This is a genomic window from Streptomyces sp. NRRL S-87, assembly GCF_000719335.1.
Lineage (GTDB): Bacteria > Actinomycetota > Actinomycetes > Streptomycetales > Streptomycetaceae > Streptomyces.
Window position 1 is genome coordinate 86,030 of sequence record NZ_JOGB01000009.1, and the last position, 21,438, is coordinate 107,467.

At 74.8% G+C, this 21,438-nt stretch carries 17 protein-coding genes and 1 pseudogene; 5 read left to right on the forward strand and 13 right to left on the reverse strand.

Going from position 1 to position 21,438, the window contains the following annotated elements; translation table 11 throughout:
- Positions 1-120: 120 nt before the first annotated feature.
- Positions 121-1,467: a tetratricopeptide repeat protein gene (locus IF43_RS0107855; protein WP_030195915.1), complete on the forward strand. Its 1,347-nt coding sequence runs from the start codon at positions 121-123 to the stop codon at positions 1,465-1,467.
- A gap of 33 nt (positions 1,468-1,500) precedes the next feature.
- On the opposite strand, the gene IF43_RS0107860 is transcribed toward IF43_RS0107855, so the two are convergent.
- Together IF43_RS0107860 and IF43_RS0107865 are read right to left on the reverse strand one after the other, a co-directional pair.
- Positions 1,501-2,088: a putative glycolipid-binding domain-containing protein gene (locus IF43_RS0107860; protein ID WP_030195916.1), complete on the reverse strand. Its 588-nt coding sequence runs from the start codon at positions 2,086-2,088 to the stop codon at positions 1,501-1,503.
- A gap of 244 nt (positions 2,089-2,332) precedes the next feature.
- Positions 2,333-3,043 (reverse strand): carbon-nitrogen hydrolase family protein, encoded by a 711-nt coding sequence (locus tag IF43_RS0107865; RefSeq protein ID WP_030195918.1) that lies wholly within the window; start codon positions 3,041-3,043, stop codon positions 2,333-2,335.
- A gap of 169 nt (positions 3,044-3,212) precedes the next feature.
- Here IF43_RS0107865 and IF43_RS43395 point away from each other — a divergent pair, with 169 nt between their 5' ends.
- Entirely contained in the window at positions 3,213-5,093 is a 1,881-nt protein-coding gene (locus IF43_RS43395; RefSeq protein ID WP_051794873.1) for a GNAT family N-acetyltransferase, read from the forward strand.
- Between the two features lie 33 nt (positions 5,094-5,126).
- Here the strand turns inward: IF43_RS43395 and IF43_RS0107875 are convergent, their stop codons facing one another.
- Together IF43_RS0107875 and IF43_RS39060 are read right to left on the reverse strand one after the other, a co-directional pair.
- Complete coding sequence (locus tag IF43_RS0107875; protein WP_030195922.1) at positions 5,127-7,190, reverse strand: AMP-binding protein; 2,064 nt, start codon at positions 7,188-7,190, stop codon at positions 5,127-5,129.
- 127 nt (positions 7,191-7,317) lie between these two features.
- Positions 7,318-7,437, reverse strand: a pseudogene (locus tag IF43_RS39060) (SDR family oxidoreductase); the annotation flags it as partial.
- Positions 7,438-7,778: 341 nt separating this feature from the next.
- Between IF43_RS39060 and IF43_RS0107885 the strand changes: the two are divergent.
- On the forward strand, positions 7,779-8,750 hold the full coding sequence (locus IF43_RS0107885; protein ID WP_037887629.1) for an SMP-30/gluconolactonase/LRE family protein: 972 nt from the start codon (positions 7,779-7,781) through the stop codon (positions 8,748-8,750).
- 177 nt (positions 8,751-8,927) lie between these two features.
- Here IF43_RS0107885 and IF43_RS0107890 read toward each other — a convergent pair whose 3' ends face one another.
- Positions 8,928-9,752: a glutamate ABC transporter substrate-binding protein gene (locus IF43_RS0107890; RefSeq protein WP_030195931.1), complete on the reverse strand. Its 825-nt coding sequence runs from the start codon at positions 9,750-9,752 to the stop codon at positions 8,928-8,930.
- Between the two features lie 401 nt (positions 9,753-10,153).
- Between IF43_RS0107890 and IF43_RS0107895 the strand changes: the two genes are divergently transcribed.
- On the forward strand, positions 10,154-12,892 hold the full coding sequence (locus IF43_RS0107895; RefSeq protein ID WP_030195935.1) for a LamG-like jellyroll fold domain-containing protein: 2,739 nt from the start codon (positions 10,154-10,156) through the stop codon (positions 12,890-12,892).
- A gap of 69 nt (positions 12,893-12,961) precedes the next feature.
- Here IF43_RS0107895 and IF43_RS0107900 read toward each other — a convergent pair whose 3' ends face one another.
- Complete coding sequence (locus IF43_RS0107900) at positions 12,962-13,897, reverse strand: aldo/keto reductase (protein WP_030195937.1); 936 nt, start codon at positions 13,895-13,897, stop codon at positions 12,962-12,964.
- A gap of 141 nt (positions 13,898-14,038) precedes the next feature.
- Positions 14,039-14,848 (reverse strand): beta-glucanase, encoded by an 810-nt coding sequence (locus IF43_RS0107905; protein WP_234332007.1) that lies wholly within the window; start codon positions 14,846-14,848, stop codon positions 14,039-14,041.
- A 151-nt stretch (positions 14,849-14,999) separates the two neighbouring features.
- On the opposite strand from IF43_RS0107905, the gene IF43_RS0107910 reads away from it, so the two are divergent.
- A complete protein-coding gene (locus IF43_RS0107910) occupies positions 15,000-16,466 on the forward strand; it encodes an MFS transporter (RefSeq protein ID WP_030195941.1) in 1,467 nt (488 codons plus the stop codon).
- A 33-nt stretch (positions 16,467-16,499) separates the two neighbouring features.
- Here the strand turns inward: IF43_RS0107910 and IF43_RS0107915 are convergent, their stop codons facing one another.
- The 6 genes from IF43_RS0107915 to IF43_RS0107940 all read right to left on the reverse strand — a co-directional run bounded on the left by IF43_RS0107915 (position 16,500) and on the right by IF43_RS0107940 (position 21,315).
- A complete protein-coding gene (locus tag IF43_RS0107915; RefSeq protein WP_030195943.1) occupies positions 16,500-17,159 on the reverse strand; it encodes a phosphoribosyltransferase in 660 nt (219 codons plus the stop codon).
- Positions 17,156-17,851 carry a dienelactone hydrolase family protein gene (locus IF43_RS0107920; protein ID WP_051794876.1) on the reverse strand — a complete coding sequence of 232 codons (696 nt, stop codon included), beginning with the start codon at positions 17,849-17,851 and terminating at the stop codon, positions 17,156-17,158. Before IF43_RS0107920 ends, IF43_RS0107915 begins: the two co-directional genes overlap by 4 nt.
- 134 nt (positions 17,852-17,985) lie before the next feature.
- On the reverse strand, positions 17,986-18,906 hold the full coding sequence (locus tag IF43_RS0107925) for an RNA polymerase sigma-70 factor (protein ID WP_030195946.1): 921 nt from the start codon (positions 18,904-18,906) through the stop codon (positions 17,986-17,988).
- 5 nt (positions 18,907-18,911) lie between these two features.
- The gene (locus IF43_RS0107930) at positions 18,912-19,835 is read right to left on the reverse strand and encodes an NAD(P)-dependent oxidoreductase (protein ID WP_030195947.1); all 924 of its coding nucleotides are present in this window, start codon (positions 19,833-19,835) and stop codon (positions 18,912-18,914) included.
- 199 nt (positions 19,836-20,034) lie between these two features.
- Positions 20,035-20,718 (reverse strand): type 1 glutamine amidotransferase domain-containing protein, encoded by a 684-nt coding sequence (locus IF43_RS0107935; RefSeq protein ID WP_030195948.1) that lies wholly within the window; start codon positions 20,716-20,718, stop codon positions 20,035-20,037.
- Positions 20,719-20,901: 183 nt separating this feature from the next.
- Positions 20,902-21,315 (reverse strand): VOC family protein, encoded by a 414-nt coding sequence (locus tag IF43_RS0107940; RefSeq protein ID WP_030195949.1) that lies wholly within the window; start codon positions 21,313-21,315, stop codon positions 20,902-20,904.
- Positions 21,316-21,438: the final 123 nt, after the last annotated feature.

Here is a 21,438-nt window from a genome sequence, read left to right on the forward strand (position 1 = left end):
TTTGATAAGTTCAATGAACCGGTGGCTTAACCTAGGGGGCACAGAAGCCCTGCGCAATGGTCTACTTTCCGTCACCAACCGGACGCGGACGGGGAGTTGGGGAGCGAAGGGGCAAGCGCCGTGGACGAAACCACCGAAATAGGACGTCGCGTACAGCGGCTTCGGGCCGAACGCGGCCTGACGCAACGCCAGTTGGCGCACCCCGAGTACACCCCGGCGTACATCTCCACCCTGGAGTCCGGCAGGGTCCGCCCCTCCGAGGCGGCACTGCGCTTCCTCGCCCGGCGGCTGGGCGTCTCCTACGAGGAACTGGCCACCGGCCGCCCCGACCGGCTCGGCACCGAACTGCGCCTCGCCCTCACCGACGCGCAGCGGGAGCTCACCACCGGAGCCGCCGACGACGCCGCGGTGCGCTACCGGCGCGCCCTGACCGACGCCGAGCACCTGGGCCTGGCGGCCGAACAGGCCGAGGCGCTCCTCGGCCTCGGCGACTGCGCCCTGGAGACCGGCGAACTCTCCGACGCCCGGCGCCACTTCGAGTCCGCCGAGCACCTGCTGGTGACGGCCGGCCAGCCGCTGCCGCGGCGGGCCCGGGCCGTCCGCGGCCGGGCCGTCGCCCACCTGCTGGCCGGTGAACTGCGGTACGCCTGCTACCTGCTCGAGTCCGCCATCGACGAGCTGACCGAGAGCGGACTGGCCGACCCCGAGGCCCTGGTCCTGCTCTACGCGGCCGTCATCGGCCCGTACATGGACATGGGCGCCCACGCCCGCGCCGCACACGCGGCCGAACTGGCCCTGGCGCTCGCCCCCCAGGTCGCCGACCCGGCGCTGGTGGCCGGGATGCACCGGCAGGTGGCCCGTACGTTCCTGGCCGAGGGCCGGGTCGCGGAGGCGGACGCCTCACTGGCCAAGGCCCAGGAGATCTACGGGCAGCTGCGGCTGCGCACCGATCTGGCCCACTGCCACTGGATGCGCGGCTACGTCCACGCCCAGCACGGCGAGCTCGAGTCCGCCGAGCGCGAGCTGCGCACCGCCCGGGAGATGCTGACCGCCAAGCGGGCGGTGCTGTTCGCCGCCCAGGTGGAGGTGGAACTGGCCGACGTGCTGAGGCGGCTGGGGCGCCACGAGGAGGCGTCCGGCCTCCTGTCGGCGCTGCTGGACCTGGACGCCGGTCACGGCGCGGTGCACGCCGGGGGCGCCCACCGCCTGCTCGGCCTGATCCACGAGGAGCGGGGGGACACCGAGGGCGCCGAGGAGCACTACGTGCAGGCGCTCGCGCTCCTGGAGCGCAGCGGGGCGACCGGGGACCTCGCGGACCTGTGCCGGCTGCTGGGCGACCTGCTGCGGCGCTCGGGCCGGATCGAGGCGGCCCTCGACGCCTACCGCACCGGCCTCGGCCACCGGGCGGCCCCCGGCACCACCACGCTCGGCCCGGCGCCCGCGGGGCCGCGGCTGCCGGCCGCCTGACCCCGGCCTCCACCGGGCGGGCCCGCCGGGCGTTCAGCGGGTCAGGGCGGTCGCCATCTGCGGATAGTCGAGCACCAGGCCGTGCTCGTCGACCTCCAGATCGCTGCGGAAGGTGCCGGACTCGATGCGGATCCGCGCCCCGTGCTCGGCGCGCGCCAGGTGCGTGTACGTCTGGACGGGCGACCGCACCGTGAGCTCCGGCACCGACACCCAGGCCGTCGTGAACCGCCTCGGCCCCTCCCCCGATCCCCGGTGCAGGCCGTGCCGGAGCACCGGCATGGTGTTGGTCAGCGGGCTCATCCCGAGGTCGCAGTCGAGCGCGCCGGCGAGCTCCGGGCGCGGCCGGCCGTCCGCCGTCCACCGGCCTTCCGTGTCGCGCCGCAGGTCCAGAGTGCGCACCGCCGACGCCGTCTCGATCGTCACCGCCAGCCGCCGGGTGACGAACCCGGGGCCGGTCTCGAGCTCGTACGCGACCCAGTACGGCTCGGGCGCGAGCCCGACGGCCCTGCCCCGGGCGCTCAGGCCCGTCTCCCCGAGGTCGATCCACGCCGTCTCGTAACCGCGGCTGGGCAGGATCTCCCAGGTCCGGACGAACGGGTCGACAGTGGACTTCTCGGTCATACACGGCAGCGTAGCCCTTCGGGCACCGACCGATGGGTTCCGGGCCGTCGGACGGTCATCACCGCGTCCGATCCGGCGGGCCCACCCGGGGGCCGCCGGCGACCCGCCGCACCCGGAGGAGCACGCCATGACGGCCGGCGGACGAGCGCTCCCGCAGGGCCATCGCGTTCCTGCTCGGCCGGCGCAACAGGGCCTCATGGCCGAGGGGCTGGTCGGCGGACTGCGGATGTGCACCTTCCCGGTCTCAGAGGGTGACCGTCACGAACTCGTCCGGGTCCGGGCCGGCCTGCGCGACCAGCGCGCCGCCCGGTGCCCAGGCGCCCGACCCGCCCGAGGTCACCGGGTAGGTGCCGCTCGGCCCGGCGCTGGCGGCCAGCAGCCCCCACACCCCGTGGGCGGCGGCCGCGTCCCGCACCTGGCTGTCGCGTCGCGCCAGGGCCTCGGGGGCGGCGCCGTACAGCGCGCTGGCGAGGTAGGCGTCGACACCGAGCTCCGCGGTGGCCGCCGCGTGCCCGGGGACGGAGGCGTCCGCGCAGATCGCCAGCCCGATGCGGCGGCCGCCGACCTCCAGCACGCTCGGACGCGAACCCGGGGTGAAGCGGTCGGCCTCGGCCCCGTGCAGGTGCATCTTGCGGTGCACGACCCGGACGTCCGTACCGTCCAGGGCCAGCAGCGCCAGCGACTCGACGCCCCCGGGCTCGGCCAGCGCGACGCACACCAGCGCGGTCGAACCCGTCTCGCGGCAGGCTCCGGCCAGCGGGGCCAGCCTCGGGTCGTCGGTGGTGACCGCCTCGCCGGCCAGGTCGTAGCCGGTCAGGGAAAGCTCGGGGAACACCGTGAGCCGTGCGCCGGCGGTGCGCAGCAGCTCCGCGTGCCGACGGGCGTTGGCGGTGATGTCCGGCCCGGGGCAGGCGGGTTGGACGAGGGCGACGGTCAGCGGTGCGGTGGCGGACATGCGGCTCCCGTGGACGGGCGCCCGGCGCACGGGTGACGCTCCGGGCGGTCGGCTGGCGTGGGTCACGAGCCTAGTCAGCGCCCCTCGACGGGGCGCGAGAGGGCCGGACGGCTGCCTGCGGGCCGGTGACGTCCGCCCCGGTCCACGTCAACTCCCGTACGCTGCAGGGATGATCGAGCCCACGGTGCGGATCCGGGCGGCCCGGGAGGCCGAGGCGGCGGAGCTGAGCGACCTGGCCCTGCGCTCCAAGGGGTACTGGGGCTACGACCCCGCCTTCCTGGCCGCCTGCGCGGAGGAGCTGCGGATCCGGCCGGGCGACGTGGCGGCCCGACGGGTGCGGGTGGCGGAGGACGGGCGCGGCGTGCTCGGGCTGGCCTCGCTGGAGGACGAGCCGGGGGGCGAACGGGGGGACGAACGGTACGAGCCCCTGCGGGGGACGGAGGGGCTGCCGGAAGGAACGCCGGACGGGCCGCCGGAAGCCCCCGGACCGGCCACCACGGGCGGGGCCCGGGACGGCCGCGCCGTCCGGACCGCGCGCCTCGGGCTGCTGTTCGTCGCCCCGGAGGCGATCCGGCGCGGGGTGGGGCGGGCCCTGTACCGGGACGTCCTGGCCCGGGCCCGGGAGCTCGGGTTCGGGCGCCTGCGCATCGCCTCCGACCCGCACGCCGCCCCGTTCTACGCGGCGATGGGCGCCCGCCCGGCCGGACGCGACGGCGCGCTGCCCCGCTTCGAGGTGGAGCTGCGGCCGGAGCCCGCCTGGGTGGGCGCCTGGACGGGGGGCCGGCGCGGCGCCCACATCGGCAACGTGGCCGAGTACAACGCCCAGTTCGCGACGGCCTGGCCGCGCCGCGGCGGCCGCGGCCCCGACCACCGGGAGCGGGCCGCCCACCACTACGCCGGTCTCGCCGCCTTCCACTCCCCGCACCCGGCCGCCCTGCTGCTGCCGCTGACCGTGCCGCGGGACTGGCTGCGGATGGTGTCCGAGGCGCTCGAGTGGGAGGGGGTCGAGCTGTACGACGGCCTCGCCCAGGACGGCCGCGGCCCGTCCGCCGCGCTCACCGGCCACCCGCGTCTGGCCGCGCACCTGCGGGACGCGGGCCTGCCGCTGCTCCCGTGGGGCCGCACCGGGCCCGGCGCGGCCCTGCGGTACGAGTCCAAGTCGGCCGCCGGCGCCCTGTTCCACCGGCTCGCGGCCGACGGCTCCCACCCCGGCGTCCGGGTGCCGCGCCAGTGGTACGCCCCGACCCGCCGCGCCGCGGCCCTTTTGCTGCGGGCCCGGGCCCGCTCGGGGGCCGACAGCGTCCTCAAGTCCGAGCACGGGGTGGGTGGTTCGGGCACGGTGGTGGTGCCGGCCGAGCTGGTGCGCGCCCCCGGCGGGGTCCGCCGGGCGGTGGGCGTGCTGCCGCGGGGTCCGCTGCTCGTCGAGGAGTTCGTACCCGGGTGGGGCGAAGGGGCGGACCTGACCTGGGACGGGTTCGTGGCCGAGGACGGCCGGGTGCACGCGGTGGGGACGGCCGTCATGGACGTGGCGGGCACGGCGTACCGGGGGGCGACGGTGGGACCGGGCGCGGTTCCCCGGGCCCAGTCGGAGGCGGCGGCCGGCTTCGGCACGGCGGTCGGGCGGGAGCTGGCCGCGGACGGCTACCGGGGCTGGTTCGACGTGGACTTCGTCGCCGGGTCGGACGGGCTGCTGGCGCCGACGGAGACGAACCTGCGGCTCACCGGCCCGTCGGTGGCGTTCATGGTCAAGGCGCGGCTCGACGCGCTGCGGGGCGGGGACCACCTGGTACGGATCATGGACCAGGTGCCCCTGGGGGCACGGCTGCCCGAGGCCGACCTGATGGCCCACCTCGGCGCGCTGGCCCGGGGCTGCGAGGGCCTGGGGGTGGTCGCCGTCCCCGCGATCGCGACGGCCGCCTTCGAGCCGTCGCCCTTCCTGGGGATGCTGCTGGCCGCCCGTACGTGGCGGGACCTCGAGGCGGCCGACGACCTGGTCCGGGCGGAGTCGGCGGCGCTGCGCGGCATGTTCGGCGAGCCCGAGCTGCGCTGAGGGCCCGGGGGCGCGCACCCCCGGGCCCCGTCGTCAAGCGTCGAACCGGTCCTCGTACCCGCCCACGGGCGGGCTGGTGGCCCAGACCGCGACCACCGCGGCCGCGATCATCAGCGGGACGTTGAACGTGTAGACGAGTGCGGCCTGCTGGGGCCAGTCGTTCTTGGCGGCCAGCCGGTAGAAGTTGTCCTGCGGCCACCACGAGGCCAGCAGCCACACCAGCGCCAGGTGCGCGGCCGTGGTGAGCCGCCGGGGGCGCCCGGTGCGCAGCATCCGCGACCGGCCGGTGAAGAGGAAGAGCAGGCCCGTGGTGAAGGCGAGGCACTCGAAGGCGTACAGGCCGCGGAACAGGACGGCGTAGTGCCAGGGCACGTAGGTCAGGTCGGTGGAGCCGGGCCAGAACACGTCGGTCAGTTGGGCGATCAGGACGACGAAGGCGACGAAGGCGCAGCCCACCAGGCAGCCACGGGAGGTGCGTTCGCCGGTGCGGGCGGTGTACGTGCCGCTGTCCACGCTCCCGTACTTGCCCCCGGTGGAGCCCACTTGGCTCGCGGGCGGCTGCGGGAGCGCGCCCCGGTCCACCTGTCCCGCCCGGTTGCGGGGCAGTTCGCGCACGTGCACGACCGCCTTCGGGACGTCCTCCTCGGGTACCTGGCCGTCGAGGTGGGCGCGGAGCCGCTTGAGGTCGGGCGGGCCGATCCAGTGGATGCCCGGAGGCCCGGCCGGGGCGATGTACGCCGTCAGCCTCTTGGCGAGGACCCCTTCGTCCGTGGTCGTGACGACCACGTCGCCGACTCCGTGGTGCCCGCGGATCGCGGACTCCACCCGGTAGGTGTCCACGGTGCGGCGGCCCGCGCGGATCCGGTCGCGGTCGCGGCCGCGGTACTCCAGCAGGCCGTCCCCGCGGAGCGTGGCGTGGTCGCCGGTGGGTATCGCGTCGCCGCCGTCGGGCGGGGCGAGGCGGAGCAGGCCGTCGGCGGTGTCGGCCGTCCAGCCCGGGAAGGGCGTGCCGAGCAGGCTGAGGCGTTCCGGGTCGGCGACCGGGCCGGCCAGCTGGCCGAGTTCGAACCGGGTGCCCACGCCCGCCGTCTCGGCGGTTCCGTACACGTTCAGCAGCCGTACGCCGGGGTGGAGGCCGCGCTGGAGGGCGGCCTGCTGGTCGAGGAAGAGGCGGTCGCCGGTGACGGTGACCACGCGCAGCGGCCACAGCGCGGGATCCGGGCCGCCCCCGGACCCCCGGGTGAACAGCAGGCGGGCGGCCTCCGGGTCGGTGTGCAGGAGGGTGACCTCCTCGTCCGCGACGAGGCGGCGCAGCGGGCCCGCGGCGTCGGCGCCCCTGTCCGCCCGACCGGCCCGGTCGAAGGCGCGGTCGTCCGACGGCACGACGAGGGCGCCGCCCGTGCACAGCGCCCGCGTCCAGCCGGCGGCGAAGGGGACGACGTCGGCCGGGGCGGTGATGAGGTGGCGGTCCTCGGGGGTGAGCCGGCAGACCTCGGCCCAGCCCTCGTGGGCGGCCAGCAGGCGGGCGTGGGTGACCGTGACGGCCCGGGTGCCCCCGTCCGCCGGGAACAGCACCGCGGCGGGGTCCGACGCGACGGCGGCCGGCACGTCCGGCGCGTGCGCCGGGTGGGCGGCGACGGCCCCGGCCTCCGCGTCGAGGGCCACGACGCGGAGGCCGCCGCCGGTCGCGGCCCGGTCGCCGGTCGCGGCCCCGTCCTCGAGGCGGATGCGGTGCCGGCCGGTCGTCACCAGGGTGTGCGGACGGGCGGCCGCCAGACGGCCCGTCGCGGTGCGCGGGGAATCTGGGTCGAGCACCGTGTAGGCGGCGCCGGCCTCGAGGGCGCCCAGCAGTGCCGTGAGCAGGTCGGCGGGGCGGGTGAGCGCCACGGCGACGGTGCCGCCGGCGGGCAGGCCTCCGGCGCGCAGGTGGTGGGCCAGCCGGTTGGCCCGCCGGGCGAGTTCTCCGTAGCTCAGCCGGGCTCCGGGGGTGATGAGGGCGGGGGCGTCGGGGGTGTCCCGGGCCCAGCGCTCGAAGAGCCGGGTGACGGTGTCGATGGACCGGGGACCGGGACGGTACGACTCGGTTTCCTGCGTCATTCCCCGATGATGGCACCGGCCTCCGGCGCTGCGACCTTCAGTGACAGAACATCAACACACTTGTGGCACGGTCCTGTTGTGCCCTGACACAGGTGGCACTGCGCGGTGCCGGCGTGCTCCCGGGGGCTCAGCGGCCGCCGGCGACGCGCAGCACCGTGCCCGTCGTGTACGAAGCCTCCGCCGACAGCAGCCATGCGACCGCGGCCGCCACCTCGTCGGGCGCGCCGGGGCGGCGCAGCGGGATGCCGCCGAGCGCCAGGTCGTGTCCGGCGTCGGCCAGGCGGAGGCAGGTGGCGGCGCCGATGCCGCGGCTTCCGCCGGTGACGACGGTGACCCTGTGGTCCATGGGGCTCCCCTCGGTCGGGCGGGCGGGGCCGCCCGCGGGCCGGGGTCGCGCCGCCCCGCCCGCTCATGATCGCCACGGTACTCCTGCGCACCGGGCGGCGGCCGGGGAGGGCGTCGTCGAAGGGGAGGCTCCCCATTCCCTTGTGAAGGGGTCGAATACGGATCGAACGGAACGGGAGTCGTGTGGTGGGGTGTGTGCGGTACCCGACTCGTCATGCCCGCTTTTTTCGGAAGGAACGCACCGTGACCGCCTCCTTCGCACGACGCGGCCTCCTGGGGGCCGCCGCCGCCCTCGCAGGTTCCGCCGCCCTCGGCGGCCCGCTCGCCCCGGGCGCGGCCGCGGCCGGTCCGCCGCCGGCCGGGCGCGGCCCGACCTCGGCGCCGCTCTCCCTCACCACCCCGGCCGGCTTCCAGCCGGAGGGCATTGCGGTGTCGCCGTCCGGGACCGCGTACACCGGCTCGATCATCGAGGGCTCCATCTACCGTGCCGACCTGGCCACGGGCACCGGCAGGATCATCACCGCGGGCACCGGGGCGCGGTCGGTGGGCCTGAAGCTGGACCCGTTCGGGCGGCTGCTGGTGGCCGGCGGCGACAGCGGGGAGATCCGGGTGGTGCACGCCGGCACCGGGAAGGTGCTGGCCGTGCACCAGGCGGCGACGGGCAGCACGTTCGTCAACGACGTCGTCGTGGCCTGCGGCGGGGCCTGGTTCACGGATTCGTTCAACGACGCCCTCTACCACCTGCCGCTCGCCCCGGGGGCCCGGCCGACCCGGCTCGCCCTCGGGGGCGAGTGGGCGCCCGTCCCGCCCGGTGGCGAGTACTGGGGCTCGAACGGCATCGAGCGGACCCCCGACGGCAAGGCCCTGCTCGTGGTCCACGACACCGCCGAGGCGCTCTACCGGGTCGATCCCCGGACGGGGCGCGCGACGCGCACGATGCTGGAGGGCGCCGGGTCGGTCTCCAACGGGGACGGGCTCGTGGTCCGGGGCCGCACGCTGTACGTCGTGCGGAACTGGTCCTACGCCGTGGACGTGTTCGCACTCAGCGGTGACGGGCGGCGGGCCGTGTTCCTGAAGCGGATCACCGACCCGCGGTTCGACGAGCCGACCACGGCCGCCGTGCACGGGGGCAGGCTGTACGTGGTCAACGCCGCCTTCGACGCCGACTGGAGCGACCCGGCGATGACGTCGACGATCGTGGCCGTACCGCTGTAGGCCCCGGGCGGGGACGTACCGGGGACGGGGCGCGCGGTCCGTCCACGAGGACGCGGCGCGCGGCCCGCACGGCCGTGCGCCCCGTCGCTCCGGAAGCACGGCCGCCGGCCAGGCCGTCTCGTTCGGAACCTGCGGTCGGGCAGGATCCGGAAGGGACGGCCTGGCGGCGGCCGTGGCTCACTTGCCCTCGGTGATCTCCGGGGCGGGCTCGCTCCTGTAGTGGGCGGCGCCGAAGTTGTTCTGCACGAAGCGGGCCCAGGAGCCGTCCTCGACCATCTTGCGCAGGGCTGCGTTGATCTTGGTCTGGAGCTCCGTGTTGCCCTTGCGGATGCCGATGCCGTAGTACTCGTCGCTCAGCTGCAGGCCCGCGAGCTTGAACTTGCCCCGGTTCTGCTCCTGGGCGGCGTAGCCGGCGAGGATGGAGTTGTCCGTGGTCATGGCGTCGAGGACGTCGTCCTGGAGGGCGACCACGCACTCCGAGTAGCCGCCGAGCTCCAGCAGGCTGGCCTTGGGGGCCAGCTTGTCCTTGACGTTCTGCGCGGAGGTCGAGCCGGTCACCGAGCAGAGCCGCTTGCGGTTGAGGTCGGACGCCTTGGCGATGTCCTTCTCGTCGGCGCGGATCAGCAGGTCCTGGTGCGCCTTGAAGTACGGGCCCGCGAAGTCGACCTTGGCCTTGCGCTTGTCGTTGATCGAGTAGCTCGCGGCGACGAAGTCGACCTCGTTGTACTGGAGCATGAGCTCGCGGTCCGAGCTGTAGACCTGCTTGAACTCGATCTGGTCCGGTCCGTAGCCGAGCTGCTTGGCGATGTACGTCGCGACGTCCACGTCGAAGCCGGAGTACTTGCCGCCCTCGGCCCGCAGGCCCAGACCGGGCTGGTCGAACTTGACGCCGATCGAGATGGTCTCCTTCTCGTCGCCCCCGCCGATCACGCTGCACGCACTGGCGGACAGGGTCAGGGTGACCACCGCGACGACGGCTCCGGCAGCCTTGGAAACCTTCATGCTCAACATCCTCCGAGGAAACGATCTTGACGCGGGCGTCGGTGGTGCATGGAGCTACGAAGGAGGTCCTTGGCACGGTTCACGGTTCGCTGCGCAGGACGCGATGAGGGCGCCCCGCAGGAAGCTAAGAGCATCTCGGCATGCGGTCACTAGATCTGAGGAAAATTTGAGGATAACGATCCGGCCGCGCCGAAAGATCTTCAGTGCTTCACGATCTTCACCGGAGATCCACAGCCGCCGTGCACCGAATGTGCGAAACAGGGTGCCTCCGGCGTGTTTTGCCCCTAGGGTGCGCCCGTAACCCGAGCCCGGACCCCGACCGCGCGGCCGGGGCCCGTCGGGCAGCGCCTACCACAGGGGGGTTCATGCAGAACGTGCACGGATTGCGTAGAGCACGGAGAATGCCCGGATTGCCGGGCGGGCGTGGGGTCAAGGGTCTGGCCGCGGCAGGGCTGGCCGTCGCCCTGGCCGCCGCCGGGGTCGGCACGGGCCTCGTACCGCGGGCCGCCGCGATCACCCCGCCCGTCGCCTTCACCGCCGACGACCTCCCCACCTGGCAGACGAACGGCGTGGTGTGGGCGCTGGCCGAGGCCGGCGGGACGGTGTTCGTCGGCGGCACCTTCTCCACCGTGCGGCCCCCGGCCGGCGCAGCCGGCTCCGAGCAGTCCGCCGTGAACTTCGTCGCCCTCGACGCCGCGACCGGGGCACCCACCTCCTGCAAGCTGTCCTTCACGGTGCCCTCGGGCACCGCCACGGTCCGGGCCCTGACCCTCTCCCCCGACAAGTCGACCCTGTACGCCGGCGGCTACTTCGGCGCCGTCAACGGCCTCCCGGTCAACAGCATGGCGGCGATCGACGTCGCCACCTGCACCCCGAAGCCCGGCTTCCGGCCCAGCTTCCCCGCCACCGTACGGGCCGTCGCGGCGACCGCCGACACGCTGTGGGTGGGCGGTGACTTCCCGACCGTGGCCGGCCAGCCCCGGCAGCGCTTCGCCTCGATCGACGCGGCCACCGGGGCCCTCAAGCCCTTCACCGCCGACGCCGACGAGCCCGGCCGGGCGATCGAGCTGACCCCGGACGGCAGGAACGCGATCCTGGGCGGCGACTTCTTCCGCGTCAACGGCGCCGACAGCCACGCCCTCGCCGTGGTCGACGCGGTCACCGGAGCCGTGGTCAAGAACTACCCGCTGGGCTTCATCCAGTCGCAGTCGGTGGTCAAGGACCTCACCTCCGACGCGACCGGCTTCTTCACGGCCAACGAGGGCACCGGCGGCTTCGACGGCCGGATCGCGCTCAACCTCAGCGACTTCAACCAGCGCTGGCGCGACACCTGCCTGGGCGCCACCCAGGCCGTACTGGACTACCAGGGCGTGCTCTACAGCGCCTCCCACGCGCACGACTGCTCCTCCGTCGGGGAGTACCCCGACGGCCAGCGCCACCACCTGCTCGCCCAGCCCGTCACCGGCACCGGCAAGCTGGGCTGGGCCCCCGACACCAACGACGGCATCGGCGAGGGCATCGGCCCGCGCGTGATGACCGTGGCCCCCAAGGGCGGAGTGCAGTACCTGTGGGTGGGCGGCGAGTACACCACCGTCAACGGAAAGGCGCAGCAGGGCCTGACCCGGTTCGCCTCCGCCAACGACACCGGCGCGCCCACCACCCCGGTGGCCAGCGCCTCCGCCGTACGGCCCGACGCGGTGCAGGTGCGCTGGCGCACCAGCCTCGACCTGGACGACAGCCGGCTGACCTACCGGATCTACCGCAACGGCGGGGCGAGCCCGGTCCGCACGATGACCGCGGACTCTCTGTTCTTCCTCCGGCCCCAGGCCTCCTGGACCGACACCGCGGTCACCGCCGGCCAGACGTACACCTACCGGGTGACCGCCACCGACGCCGCCGGCAACACCAGCGCCCTGTCGGCCACCGCGAGCGTGACCGTCCCCACCAGCGTGCAGTCCTACCCCGACCGGGTCCGGTCCGACGGCGCCCGCCTGTACTGGCGCTACGACGACACGGTGCAGCCGTACGCCGCCGACTCCTCGGTCTCGGGCGACACCAGCGGCGTCTTCCTCAACAACCCGGCGCTGCGGCAGGGACCCGGCGCGATCACCGGGGCGAGCACCGCGGTCGGCTTCGACGGCGCGATCCAGCAGGTCTACAGCGACCGGCGGGAGACCGTCACCGGGCCCTACAGCCTGGAGACGTGGTTCCGCACGAACACCGTCCGCGGCGGCAAGCTGCTCGGCTTCGGAAACAACCAGGCCCGCAACAGCGGCTCCTACGACAAGCACATCTACATGACGAACGACGGCCGGATCGTCTTCGGCATCTACAACGGCGCCACCCGGACCATCACCACGCCGGACGCGTTGAACGACAACAAGTGGCACCACGTCGTCGCCGCCCAGGGACCGGGCGGGATGGTCCTGTACGTCGACGGCCAGAACAAGGGCACCCTGCCGCACACCACCAACCAGAACATCGCCGGCTACTGGCACGTGGGCGGCGACAACCTCAACAACTGGCCCAACCGGCCCACCAGCAACTACTTCGCAGGTCAGATCGACGAGACCGCGGTGTACCCGTCGGTGCTCACCGCGGCGCAGGTGCAGAACCACTTCACCCTCGCCAAGGCCCCCTCGGACTCGGTGGCGACGGTGCAGGCGAGCGAGGACACGTACGTCAACTCGGCCGCGCCCGGGACCGTCTTCGGGAGCTCCGGCTCGCTGGCCGTCGGCGGCGGGCTCTACCAGGCGTACCTGCGCTTCGGCCTGCCGGCCGCCCCGGCGGGCACGGTCCTCAAGTCAGCCGTCCTGAGGGTCAAGACGAACACGCTGGGCGGTGCCGGCACGGCGGACACCGTCTCGGTGGTGCCGGTCACCGGCGCGTGGACCGAGGCGGGGACGACGTACACCAGCCGCCCGGCGCTGGGCGGTCCGGCCCTCGGCTCGGTCTCCGGCGTCCCGGACGGCTCGGCGGTGGCCTCGATCCCGCTGGACACCGCTGCCGTGGCGGGTGTGCTCGGCAGCAGCTACGCCGTGGCGCTGACCGGTTCGGGCAGTGACGCGCTCTGGCTGTGGGCCCGGGAGGCGGGGGCCAACGAGGGCACTCCGGAACTGGTGCTGACCTTCGGCCCGTAGCGGGGACCGGGACATGAGGGGCGGGGTGCGGGCCGGTGGTCCGCACCCCGCCCCTCCGTGCGTCGGGGGTCAGCGCGGCGCGGCGGCGTCGATCTCGGCCAGCAGCTCGGCGTCCGGGAGCCGGTCGGCGGCGGCCGCGTTGGCCCGGACCTGCTCGGGCGAGGTGGCGCCGGCGATAACGGAGGCGCAGCCGGGCTGCGCGGACAGCCAGCCGACGGCCACCTCCAGCAGCGTGCGTCCGTGCTTCTCGGCGAGGGCGGCCAGCGCCTCGACGCGGTCGATGCGCCGTTCGACGTACTCGGTGCGGCCGGCCAGTCGGGCGCCCTCGGGTACGGGGGCGCCGCGCCGGATCTTGCCGGTCAGCAGGCCGTTGGCGAGGGGGAAGTACGGCAGGACGCCGACACCGTAGTGACGGGCGGCCGGCACCAGCTCGTCCTCGGCGCCCCGGTCCAGCAGCGACCAGTGGTTCTGGGCGGAGACGAACGGCTGCGCACCCAGCTCGCGGGCCACGTGGGCGGCCTCGGCGAGCTGCCAGCCGGTGAAGTTGGAGTGGCCGATATAGCGGACCTTGCCCTCGGCGACGAGCTCGGAGAGGGCGGCCAGGGTCTCGGCGACGGGGGTGGCCGGATCGGGGCTGTGCAGCTGGTAGAGGTCGATGTGGTCGGTACCGAGACGGCTCAGCGAGGCCTCCACGGCCCGCCGGACGTAGGCCCGGCCGCCGCGGGCGCCGGCGGCGGGCCCGTACCCCATGTCGGCGGTCGCGCCGAACTTGGTGGCGAGGACGACCCGGTCGCGGCGGCCTTTGAGGGCCTGGCCGAGGTACTCCTCGGATCCGCCGCGGTTGCCGTAGATGTCGGCGGTGTCGAGCAGGGTGATGCCGGCGTCGAGGGCCGCGTCGACGACGTCGCGGGTACGGCGGGCGTCGAGGCGCCCGCCGAAGTTGTTGCAGCCGAGGCCGACCGCCGAGACGAGCAGGCCGGACGTGCCGAGGGGGAGGTAGCGCATGTGCCGTGGACTCCGTTCGCTAGCGGACCGCCTCGGTGATCCTAGGGTCCGGCGGGCCCTCGGCGCGGTGCGTGTTTCGGCCGTAGCGCACCCCCGGCGGACGGGGCGCTGACCGCGCGGTCGGCGCCCTCCCCGCGGGGCTCAGCGCGCGGGTCCGAACACCTGGAGGTGGGCCACCTCGTAGGACATCTCGGTGACGCCGGGTTCGGGGGCCGGGTGGTAGCGGCCCGCGCAGACCGAGAGGTTGACGATCAGGTACGCGCGCCAGCGGCGGCCCACCCCGCGGCCGTCGGAGAAGACCCGTCGGCCGTTGACCCACCAGGTGACCGAGCGGGACCCGAACTCCACCCGCAGGTCCACCCACTGGCCCGGGCCGATGGCCGGATCCCGGTGGTAGGCCTGGCCGCCGCGCACGTGGTTGGTGAGCTCGAGCAGGTCGGGGTTGTCCGGGTGGTACTCGAACACGTCGACCTCGGAGCCGCCCTCGTACCAGGTCCAGATCGCCGGCCAGGCGCCCAGCTCGGAGGGCAGCCTCACCTGCGCCTCCAGGACGTCCCCGGTGCGGACCATGAAGCCCTCCGCGCTGCCCTCGGTGGTCAGCAGGCCGGTGCTCCAGTCCCCGTCGGTGCGACGGGTGGCGAGGAAGGTGCCGGACCGGCTGTAGGCGGGGTCGGCGACGAGGTGGTCGAGCTTGTTGTCGCCGTGGTTCGTGGGTCCGCCGTCGGGATAGGCCCAGGAGCGGCCGGCCACCCACTGCGTCGTGGAGGCGAAGTCGGCGGTGAAGCGGGGGACGGCGCCGCCGGGGCGTTCGGGCCCGTCGCCCGGTGTCTGGGGGCCGCCGCCCGGTCGGTCGGGGCCGGGGCGCGGGCGGCGGCGCGGGCCCGGCACCCGCAGCAGCCGCCGCAGTCGCTCGATCAGGTCCGGGGGCGGGTCCATGGGCGTCTTGGGCATTCCCACTCCTCGTGTGTCGACGGGACCGGAACCGAACGGTCCGTGCCCGGTATCCACGCGGCATATGCCGATGCGTCACATGACGTGATCGATCCGTTACCCATTGCGATGTCCGTTGGCCACACGCGCCCCTGACGGCCACCCTGGTCCCATGGCGGAGGACGTACGGCTGGGCACGGCCCGCGGCCGGTGGGTGTTGCTGGCCACCGTGCTGGGCTCGTCGATGGCCCTGCTCGACTCGACGGTCGTCAACGTCGCGCTGCCCACCATCGGCCGCGACCTCGACGCCGAACTCGCCGGTCTGCAGTGGACCGTCAACGCCTATCTGGTGACCCTGGCCGGCCTCATCCTGGTCGGCGGCGCGCTCGGCGACCGGTACGGCAGACGCCGGGTGTTCGTGCTGGGCGTGGTGTGGTTCGCGGCGGGCTCGCTGCTGTGCGGTCTGGCGCCCTCGATCGGCGTCCTCGTCGCGGCCCGGGCCCTGCAGGGCGTCGGGGGCGCGTTGCTGACCCCGGGGTCCCTGGCCCTGATCCAGGCCTCGCTGCACCGCGACGACCGGGCGCGGGCCGTGGGGTTGTGGTCGGGCTTCGGCGGGGTCGGCGCCGCGGTGGGGCCGTTCCTCGGCGGCTGGCTGGTGGACGGTCCGGGCTGGCGCTGGGTGTTCCTGATCAACGTGCCGGTGGCGGCGCTGTGCACGGCCGTGTCGGTGCGGCACGTTCCCGAGTCGCGGGACCCGGCGGCGCACGGCCGGTTCGACGTGCTGGGCGCTGCCCTCGGGGCGGTCTCGCTGGCGCTGCTGACGTACGCGCTGATCGAGGCGGCGCAGGCGACCGCGGCCGTGGTGGCGGCGGGGGCGGCGGGGCTGGGCTCGGCGGTGGCGTTCTGGTGGGTGGAACGGCGTCGGCCGAACGCGATGCTGCCGCCGGACATCTTCGCGTCCCGGCAGTTCACCGCCGTGAACCTGGTGACGCTGTGCGTGTACGCGGCGTTCGGCGGGTTCTTCTTCCTGGCCGTGCTCCAGCTCCAGGTGGTCGTGGGCTACTCGGCGCTGGGGGCGGGAGCGGCCCTGTTGCCCACGACCGCGCTGATGCTGCTGTTCTCGTCGCGGGCGGGGGCGCTGGGCGAGCGGATCGGCCCGCGGCTGCCGCTCACGGTGGGGCCGCTGCTGTGCGCCGCGGGGATGCTGCTGATGGTGCGGACCGGGCCGGGCGCCTCGTACGCGCAGGACGTGCTGCCCGCGATGCTGACGCTGGGGCTCGGCATGGTGACGCTGGTGGCGCCGCTGACGGCGACGGTGCTGGCGTCCGTCGATCCGGGGCGGGCAGGGCTGGCGAGCGGGATCAACAACGCGGCCGCCCGCGCCGCGGGGCTGATCGCGGTGGCGGCGCTGCCGCTGCTGGCCGGGATGGGACCGGAGGCCTACCGGTCGGCGACCGCGTTCGACGCGGCGTTCGGACGGGCGATGGCGTGGTGCGCGGGGCTGCTGGTGGTGGGCGCGGTGACGGCCTGGACGACCGTGCGGACCGCGCCGGAGCACCGCTGCCACCCGGAGTGCCGGGTGCACGGCTCGGTGGCGGTGCCGCCGCTGGAGTCGCCGCGGGAGGGGGACGCCGGGTGAGCCGGAGCGCGGTCGCGGGGCGGGCGCGCCCGGTCAGTGGGGCACGGCCTGCCGGTGCAGGATGTCGATGACCTCGCGGTCGGTGGTCTGCTCGAAGTCGCCGTACCAGAGGCCGACGGCGGTGAAGCCGGCCGGGCTGCGCAGGCAGATCAGCTCGTCGCACTCGGAGCGCAGTCCGGCGACCGACTCGGGGGCGCCGACGGGCACGGCGAGCACGAGCCGGTCGGCGTGGCGCCCGCGCAGGTGGCGCAGGGCGGCGCGGGCGGTGACCCCGGTGGCCAGGCCGTCGTCGACGAGGACGACCGTGCGGCCGTGCGGATCGGGCGCGTCGCGGCCCTCGCGGTAGAGGGTCTCGCGGCGGTGCAGCTCCGCGCGCTCGCGCGCCACGTCCTCGGCGAGCTCGTCCTCGGTGAGGCCGAGGTACTCCAGGGCGTGCCGGTCGAAGAGCGGCGGGCCGTCGCCGACCAGGGCACCGATGCCGACCTCGGGGCGGCCCGGCACGCCGATCTTGCGGACGACGAGGACGTCGAGGGGGGCGCCCAGGGCCTCGGCGACGGGCCCGGCGACCGGGACCCCGCCGCGCGGCAGGCCGAGGACGAGGGGGTGCTTCCAGTGCTGTGCGGCGGCCAGCTCGGCCACCCGGTCGCCGAGCAGGCGGCCGGCCTCGTGCCGGTTGGTGAACCGTGTGGTCATGGTGTCCTCCTGGGCCGCTCCTCCGCCGCCGTGCCGCCCGGTCGCAGGAACCACGCGCGGGCCGCGTCCGCCACCCGCTCCAGGGCTCCCGGCTCCGGGAAGAGGTGGGTGGCTCCCGGCACCACGGTCACGGTGTGCGGGGCGGTGAGGCGGCCGGCCGCGGCCCGGTTGAGCCGCAGCACCTCGGTGTCGAGGCCGCCGACGAGCAGCAGGACGGGGGCCCGGACCCGCTCCAGTGCCTCGTCGCCGGCCAGGTCGGGCCGGCCGCCGCGGGAGACGACGGCCCGGATCCGGTCGGGCCGGTCGGCCGCCGCCCGGAGGGCCGCTGCCGCTCCCGTACTGGCCCCGAACAGCCCGACGGACAGGTCGGCGAGGCCGGGCCGGGCCGCCAGCCAGTCGACCGCGGCCACCAGCCGCCCGGCCAGCAGCGGGATGTCGAAGCGGTGCTCGGCGGTCAGGTCGTCCACGGCCTCCTCGCCCGGGGTGAGCAGGTCGAGCAGCAGCGTCCCCAGCGGCGCGGTGCGCAGGGCGGCCGCGACGGCGCGGTTGCGGGGGCTGTGCCGGGAGCTGCCGCTGCCGTGCGCGAAGACGACCACGAGGCGGGCGCCGGGAGGCAGGGCCAGGTCCCCGTCGACGGCGAGGCCGCCGCCGATGGGGATGCCGACCTGCTGTTCCGCTCGTTCCGTGGCCACGACCGGGCCTCCCAGGCGGGTCTCGGGAGCCGGGTGCGCCGGTGCCGTCCGGCGCCGGTGGGGGCGCCCCGCGGGTACCGTGGCCACCGCGGGCGGGGCCTGCCGCGCCGGGGCCGCCCCGGTCGGCGGTCCCGTCAGGGCGCCGTGGGGGCCTCCGTCCCTCCAGTGTGCCCCTCCTGGACCCCGGCGAGCTTGTCGGGGTTGACCTGGAGGCGCAGGTTCTGGATGCGGCCGTCGGCGAGGTCGAAGGTGACCGCGCCGATGACGGCGTCGCCGACGTACCAGAGCAGGCCGAGCTCGCCGTTGATCTGTGCGAGCCGGGCGTGGGCGTCCGCGGACACGGGTTTGGCCAGCACGCCGAGCAGCCAGCGGGCCACGTGGTCGGGGCCGTGCAGCGGGCGGCGGGCCGCCGAGACCTTGCCGCCGCCGTCGGACCAGGCCGTGACGTCGGGGGCGAGCATCTCCATGACGGCGTTCAGGTCCCCGCCGCCGCAGGCGGCCAGGAAGCGTTCCGTGATCTCGCGCCGTTCCTCGGCGTCGGTGTCGAAGCGGGGCCGGCGGGCCTGGACGTGCCCGCGCGCCCGGTGCGCGGTCTGGCGCACGCTCGCCTCGGCGCGGTCGAGGACGTCCGCGATCTCGGCGTACGAGTATCCGAAGACCTCGCGCAGCAGGAACACGGCCCGCTCCAGCGGGCTGAGGCTCTCCAGCACCACGAGCATCGCGGTGGAGACGGTGTCGGCCAACTCCGCCTCCTCGGCGACGTCGGGTTCGGTGAGCAGGGGCTCGGGGAGCCAGGGCCCGACGTACGCCTCGCGGATGGCCCGGGCCGACGTGAGCCGGTTCAGGGCGAGGTTGGTGACCGTGCGGACGAGGTAGGCGCGCGGGTTCTGGACCGAACCGCGGTCCGCCTGGGCCCATTTGAGCCAGGCGTCCTGGAGGATGTCCTCGGCGTCGGCGACGCTGCCGAGCATGCGGTAGGCGGTGGCGAACAGCAGGCGGCGGTGCTCGGTGAAGGGGGCGAGGACGTCCGGCTCGGCGGATGGCTTGTTGATCATTCTGGTCAGCGTGGCAGCGGGGTCGCGCCCGCCGCAAGGGCCCTCAGGCCGTCGGCGGTGCTGCGGTGGGTGGGGGTCCAGTCGAGCTCCCGCCGGGCCCGGGCGTTCGACATGCGCAGGTTGGTGGTCATCAGGGCGCGGGCCAGCGGCGCGGCGCGGAGCAGCCACTGCGGTACGGTCCGCGGGGCGGGGGTCCCGAAGGCCTCGGCGGCGGTCCGGATGTGCTCGCCCCAGGCGAGCGGGTGGTCGTCGCAGACGTTGTACGCCCGGCCGGGGCGGCCGAGTTCGACGGCGGCGACCACCGCGCGGGCGGCGTCGCCCACCTCCACCCACGACAGGGCCCGGCCGCGGTCGGGGACCACGGGCAGGGCGCGCTTGCGCAGCATCGGCAGGAGGGTGGTGTCGGTGACGCCGGCGCCGTAGAAGAGGCCGAAGCGCAGGCTGACGCCGTCCAGGCCCCCGGTGGTGAAGGTCAGCTCCTCCTTGCGGCGCATGGCGCCGACGTGCTCCTCCAGGTGGCGGTCGGCCCCGGGCGGGCCGAACGGGGCGCGGTCCTCCTCGACGGTCCGGTCGCCGTGGTCGCCGTACCCGTAGCCGAACATCATCGACTCGGCGACGAAGCGGCGGGCGCCGGTCTCGAGGGCGGCGGCGACGAGGTTCTCGGTGCCCTTGGTGCGCAGCACGTTGGTGCCGGCCATGTCCCGGTGGCGCAGCATGGCCTTGCCGTTCAGGGCGGTGGCCGCGTGGACCACCGCGTCGAAGGCCCGGCCGTCGACCGCGCGCAGGACGGCGTCGCGGTCCAGGAGGTCGGCGCGGAGGGCGTTGGCCGGACCCCGGCCGAGACCGATGACCTCGTGGCCGGCGGTGGTCAGCTCCCGCACCGCCCGCTGCCCCAGTACGCCGCTGGCTCCCGCAAACAGAATCCTCATGGCCCCTGCTCCTCTCCGTCGTCGCCTCGTGGTCTTCCGTCGGTTCCGGCGGGTGCGTTCCCTTCGCTTCCGTCGGTGCCGTAGAGGGGACAGGCGGGCGGTGCGGGACGTGACATCGGGGTGCGTGGCCTGCGTCACAAGGACGTGGGCCGGCTCGTTCGGGGCCGCGTCGGCCCGTGGCACGACCGTCAGGTCGGCTTCAAGGACGGTGCAGCGTCTCGATGATCTTCGTCGTGACGGCCTTGGTGGAAAACGGGTTCTGCCCGGTCACGAGCCTGCCGTCGGCGGTGGCGAAGGGGGTCATCGGGATGGCGCCGCGGACGTAGCGCGCGCCCCGCCTGCGGAGTTCGTCCTCCAGTAGGAACGGCACCCGCTTCTTGACCAGGGCGACCCGCTCCTCCGCGGTGGAGAACCCGGTGACCGTTCGGCCGTCGACGAGCAGGGAGCCGTCGGAGAGCGTGATGTTCAGCAGCGCGCTGGCGCCGTGGCAGACCGAGGAGACCACGCCGCCGTTCTCGTAGATCCGGCGCGCGGCCCGCTGGAGCGCGGCGCTGGACGGGAAGTCCCACATCACGCCGTGCCCGCCGGTGTAGAAGATCGCGGCATAGCGGTCCGGGTCAACGTCTGCCGCGGCGTCCGTGCTGTCCAGGGCGGACATGAAGGCGCGGTCGTCCAGGTAGCCGCGCACCTCCTTGTCGACCCATCTGGTGCTGCGCGGGTCCAGCGGCACCCGGCCCCCTGCCGGGCTGACGATGTCGACCTCGAAGCCGGCCCGGCGGGCCCCCGCGTGGAAGTGCACGAGCTCCGCGATCCACAGTCCGGTCCGGTGGGGGTCCGGTCCGTAGGTCGCCTGGTTGGTGACGACGGCGAGGATCCTGCTCATCTGTGGTCTCCCGGTGGTGAGGCGGTGGGCCGGCGGCCGCCCCCCGCGGTCCACCGCCAGGATCCACCCGGGTCCTGCCGCCCGCCCATCGGCGACGACGGACGACCGGTCTCCTCGCGGTGACCGCGAAGACCGGCGCCCCGACCTCCATGGCGCGGGAGGTCGGGGCGCCGGGTCTGGTCGTCAGGCGCTGGCGGGCCGGTCCTGGGCCGGGAAGCCGCCGTACGGCACGGTGATGATCTCCATGCCGTGTCCGGAGGGGTCCCGGAAGTACAGTCCGCGACCGCCGTCGTTGCGGTTGATCTCGCCGGGGTGCCGGCCGTGCGGGTCGGCCCAGTACGTGAGGCCGAGCTCGCGGATGCGCCCGAAGGCGGCGTCGAACTCCGTCTCCGAGATCAGGAAGGCGTAGTGCTGCGGCGTCACCTCGACGCCGTCGGGGACGGTCGCGAAGTCCAGCGTGACGCCGTTGGCGGTGGCGACCGGGACGAAGGGGCCCCACTCCGCGCCGACCTCGAGTCCGAGGATCCGCGCGAGGAACGCGGCGGCGGCGTGGTTGTCGTGGGCGTGGATGATCGTGTGGTTCAGCTCGACTGACATGTGTGGAGTGCTCCAGAGGGCAATCTCACGGGCACCTCCATGCCTCACCCGGTCGGTGACCGACACGCGATGCCGTAAGTCGATCATATGCACGCCACGGCCCGCCGCCGCCACCCTCTTTCC

Bases quoted from the DNA above. Each gene is read 5' to 3' on its own strand.
- IF43_RS0107860 (WP_030195916.1), bottom strand. From the start codon at position 2,088: ATGACCGAGAAGTCCACTGTCGACCCGTTCGTCCGGACCTGGGAGATC.
- IF43_RS0107865 (WP_030195918.1), bottom strand. From the start codon at position 3,043: ATGTCCGCCACCGCACCGCTGACCGTCGCCCTCGTCCAACCCGCCTGC.
- IF43_RS43395 (WP_051794873.1), top strand. From the start codon at position 3,213: ATGATCGAGCCCACGGTGCGGATCCGGGCGGCCCGGGAGGCCGAGGCG.
- IF43_RS0107875 (WP_030195922.1), bottom strand. From the start codon at position 7,190: ATGACGCAGGAAACCGAGTCGTACCGTCCCGGTCCCCGGTCCATCGAC.
- IF43_RS0107890 (WP_030195931.1), bottom strand. From the start codon at position 9,752: ATGAAGGTTTCCAAGGCTGCCGGAGCCGTCGTCGCGGTGGTCACCCTG.
- IF43_RS0107895 (WP_030195935.1), top strand. From the start codon at position 10,154: ATGCCCGGATTGCCGGGCGGGCGTGGGGTCAAGGGTCTGGCCGCGGCA.
- IF43_RS0107900 (WP_030195937.1), bottom strand. From the start codon at position 13,897: ATGCGCTACCTCCCCCTCGGCACGTCCGGCCTGCTCGTCTCGGCGGTC.
- IF43_RS0107905 (WP_234332007.1), bottom strand. From the start codon at position 14,848: ATGCCCAAGACGCCCATGGACCCGCCCCCGGACCTGATCGAGCGACTG.
- IF43_RS0107910 (WP_030195941.1), top strand. From the start codon at position 15,000: ATGGCGGAGGACGTACGGCTGGGCACGGCCCGCGGCCGGTGGGTGTTG.
- IF43_RS0107915 (WP_030195943.1), bottom strand. From the start codon at position 17,159: ATGACCACACGGTTCACCAACCGGCACGAGGCCGGCCGCCTGCTCGGC.
- IF43_RS0107925 (WP_030195946.1), bottom strand. From the start codon at position 18,906: ATGATCAACAAGCCATCCGCCGAGCCGGACGTCCTCGCCCCCTTCACC.
- IF43_RS0107930 (WP_030195947.1), bottom strand. From the start codon at position 19,835: ATGAGGATTCTGTTTGCGGGAGCCAGCGGCGTACTGGGGCAGCGGGCG.
- IF43_RS0107935 (WP_030195948.1), bottom strand. From the start codon at position 20,718: ATGAGCAGGATCCTCGCCGTCGTCACCAACCAGGCGACCTACGGACCG.
- IF43_RS0107940 (WP_030195949.1), bottom strand. From the start codon at position 21,315: ATGTCAGTCGAGCTGAACCACACGATCATCCACGCCCACGACAACCAC.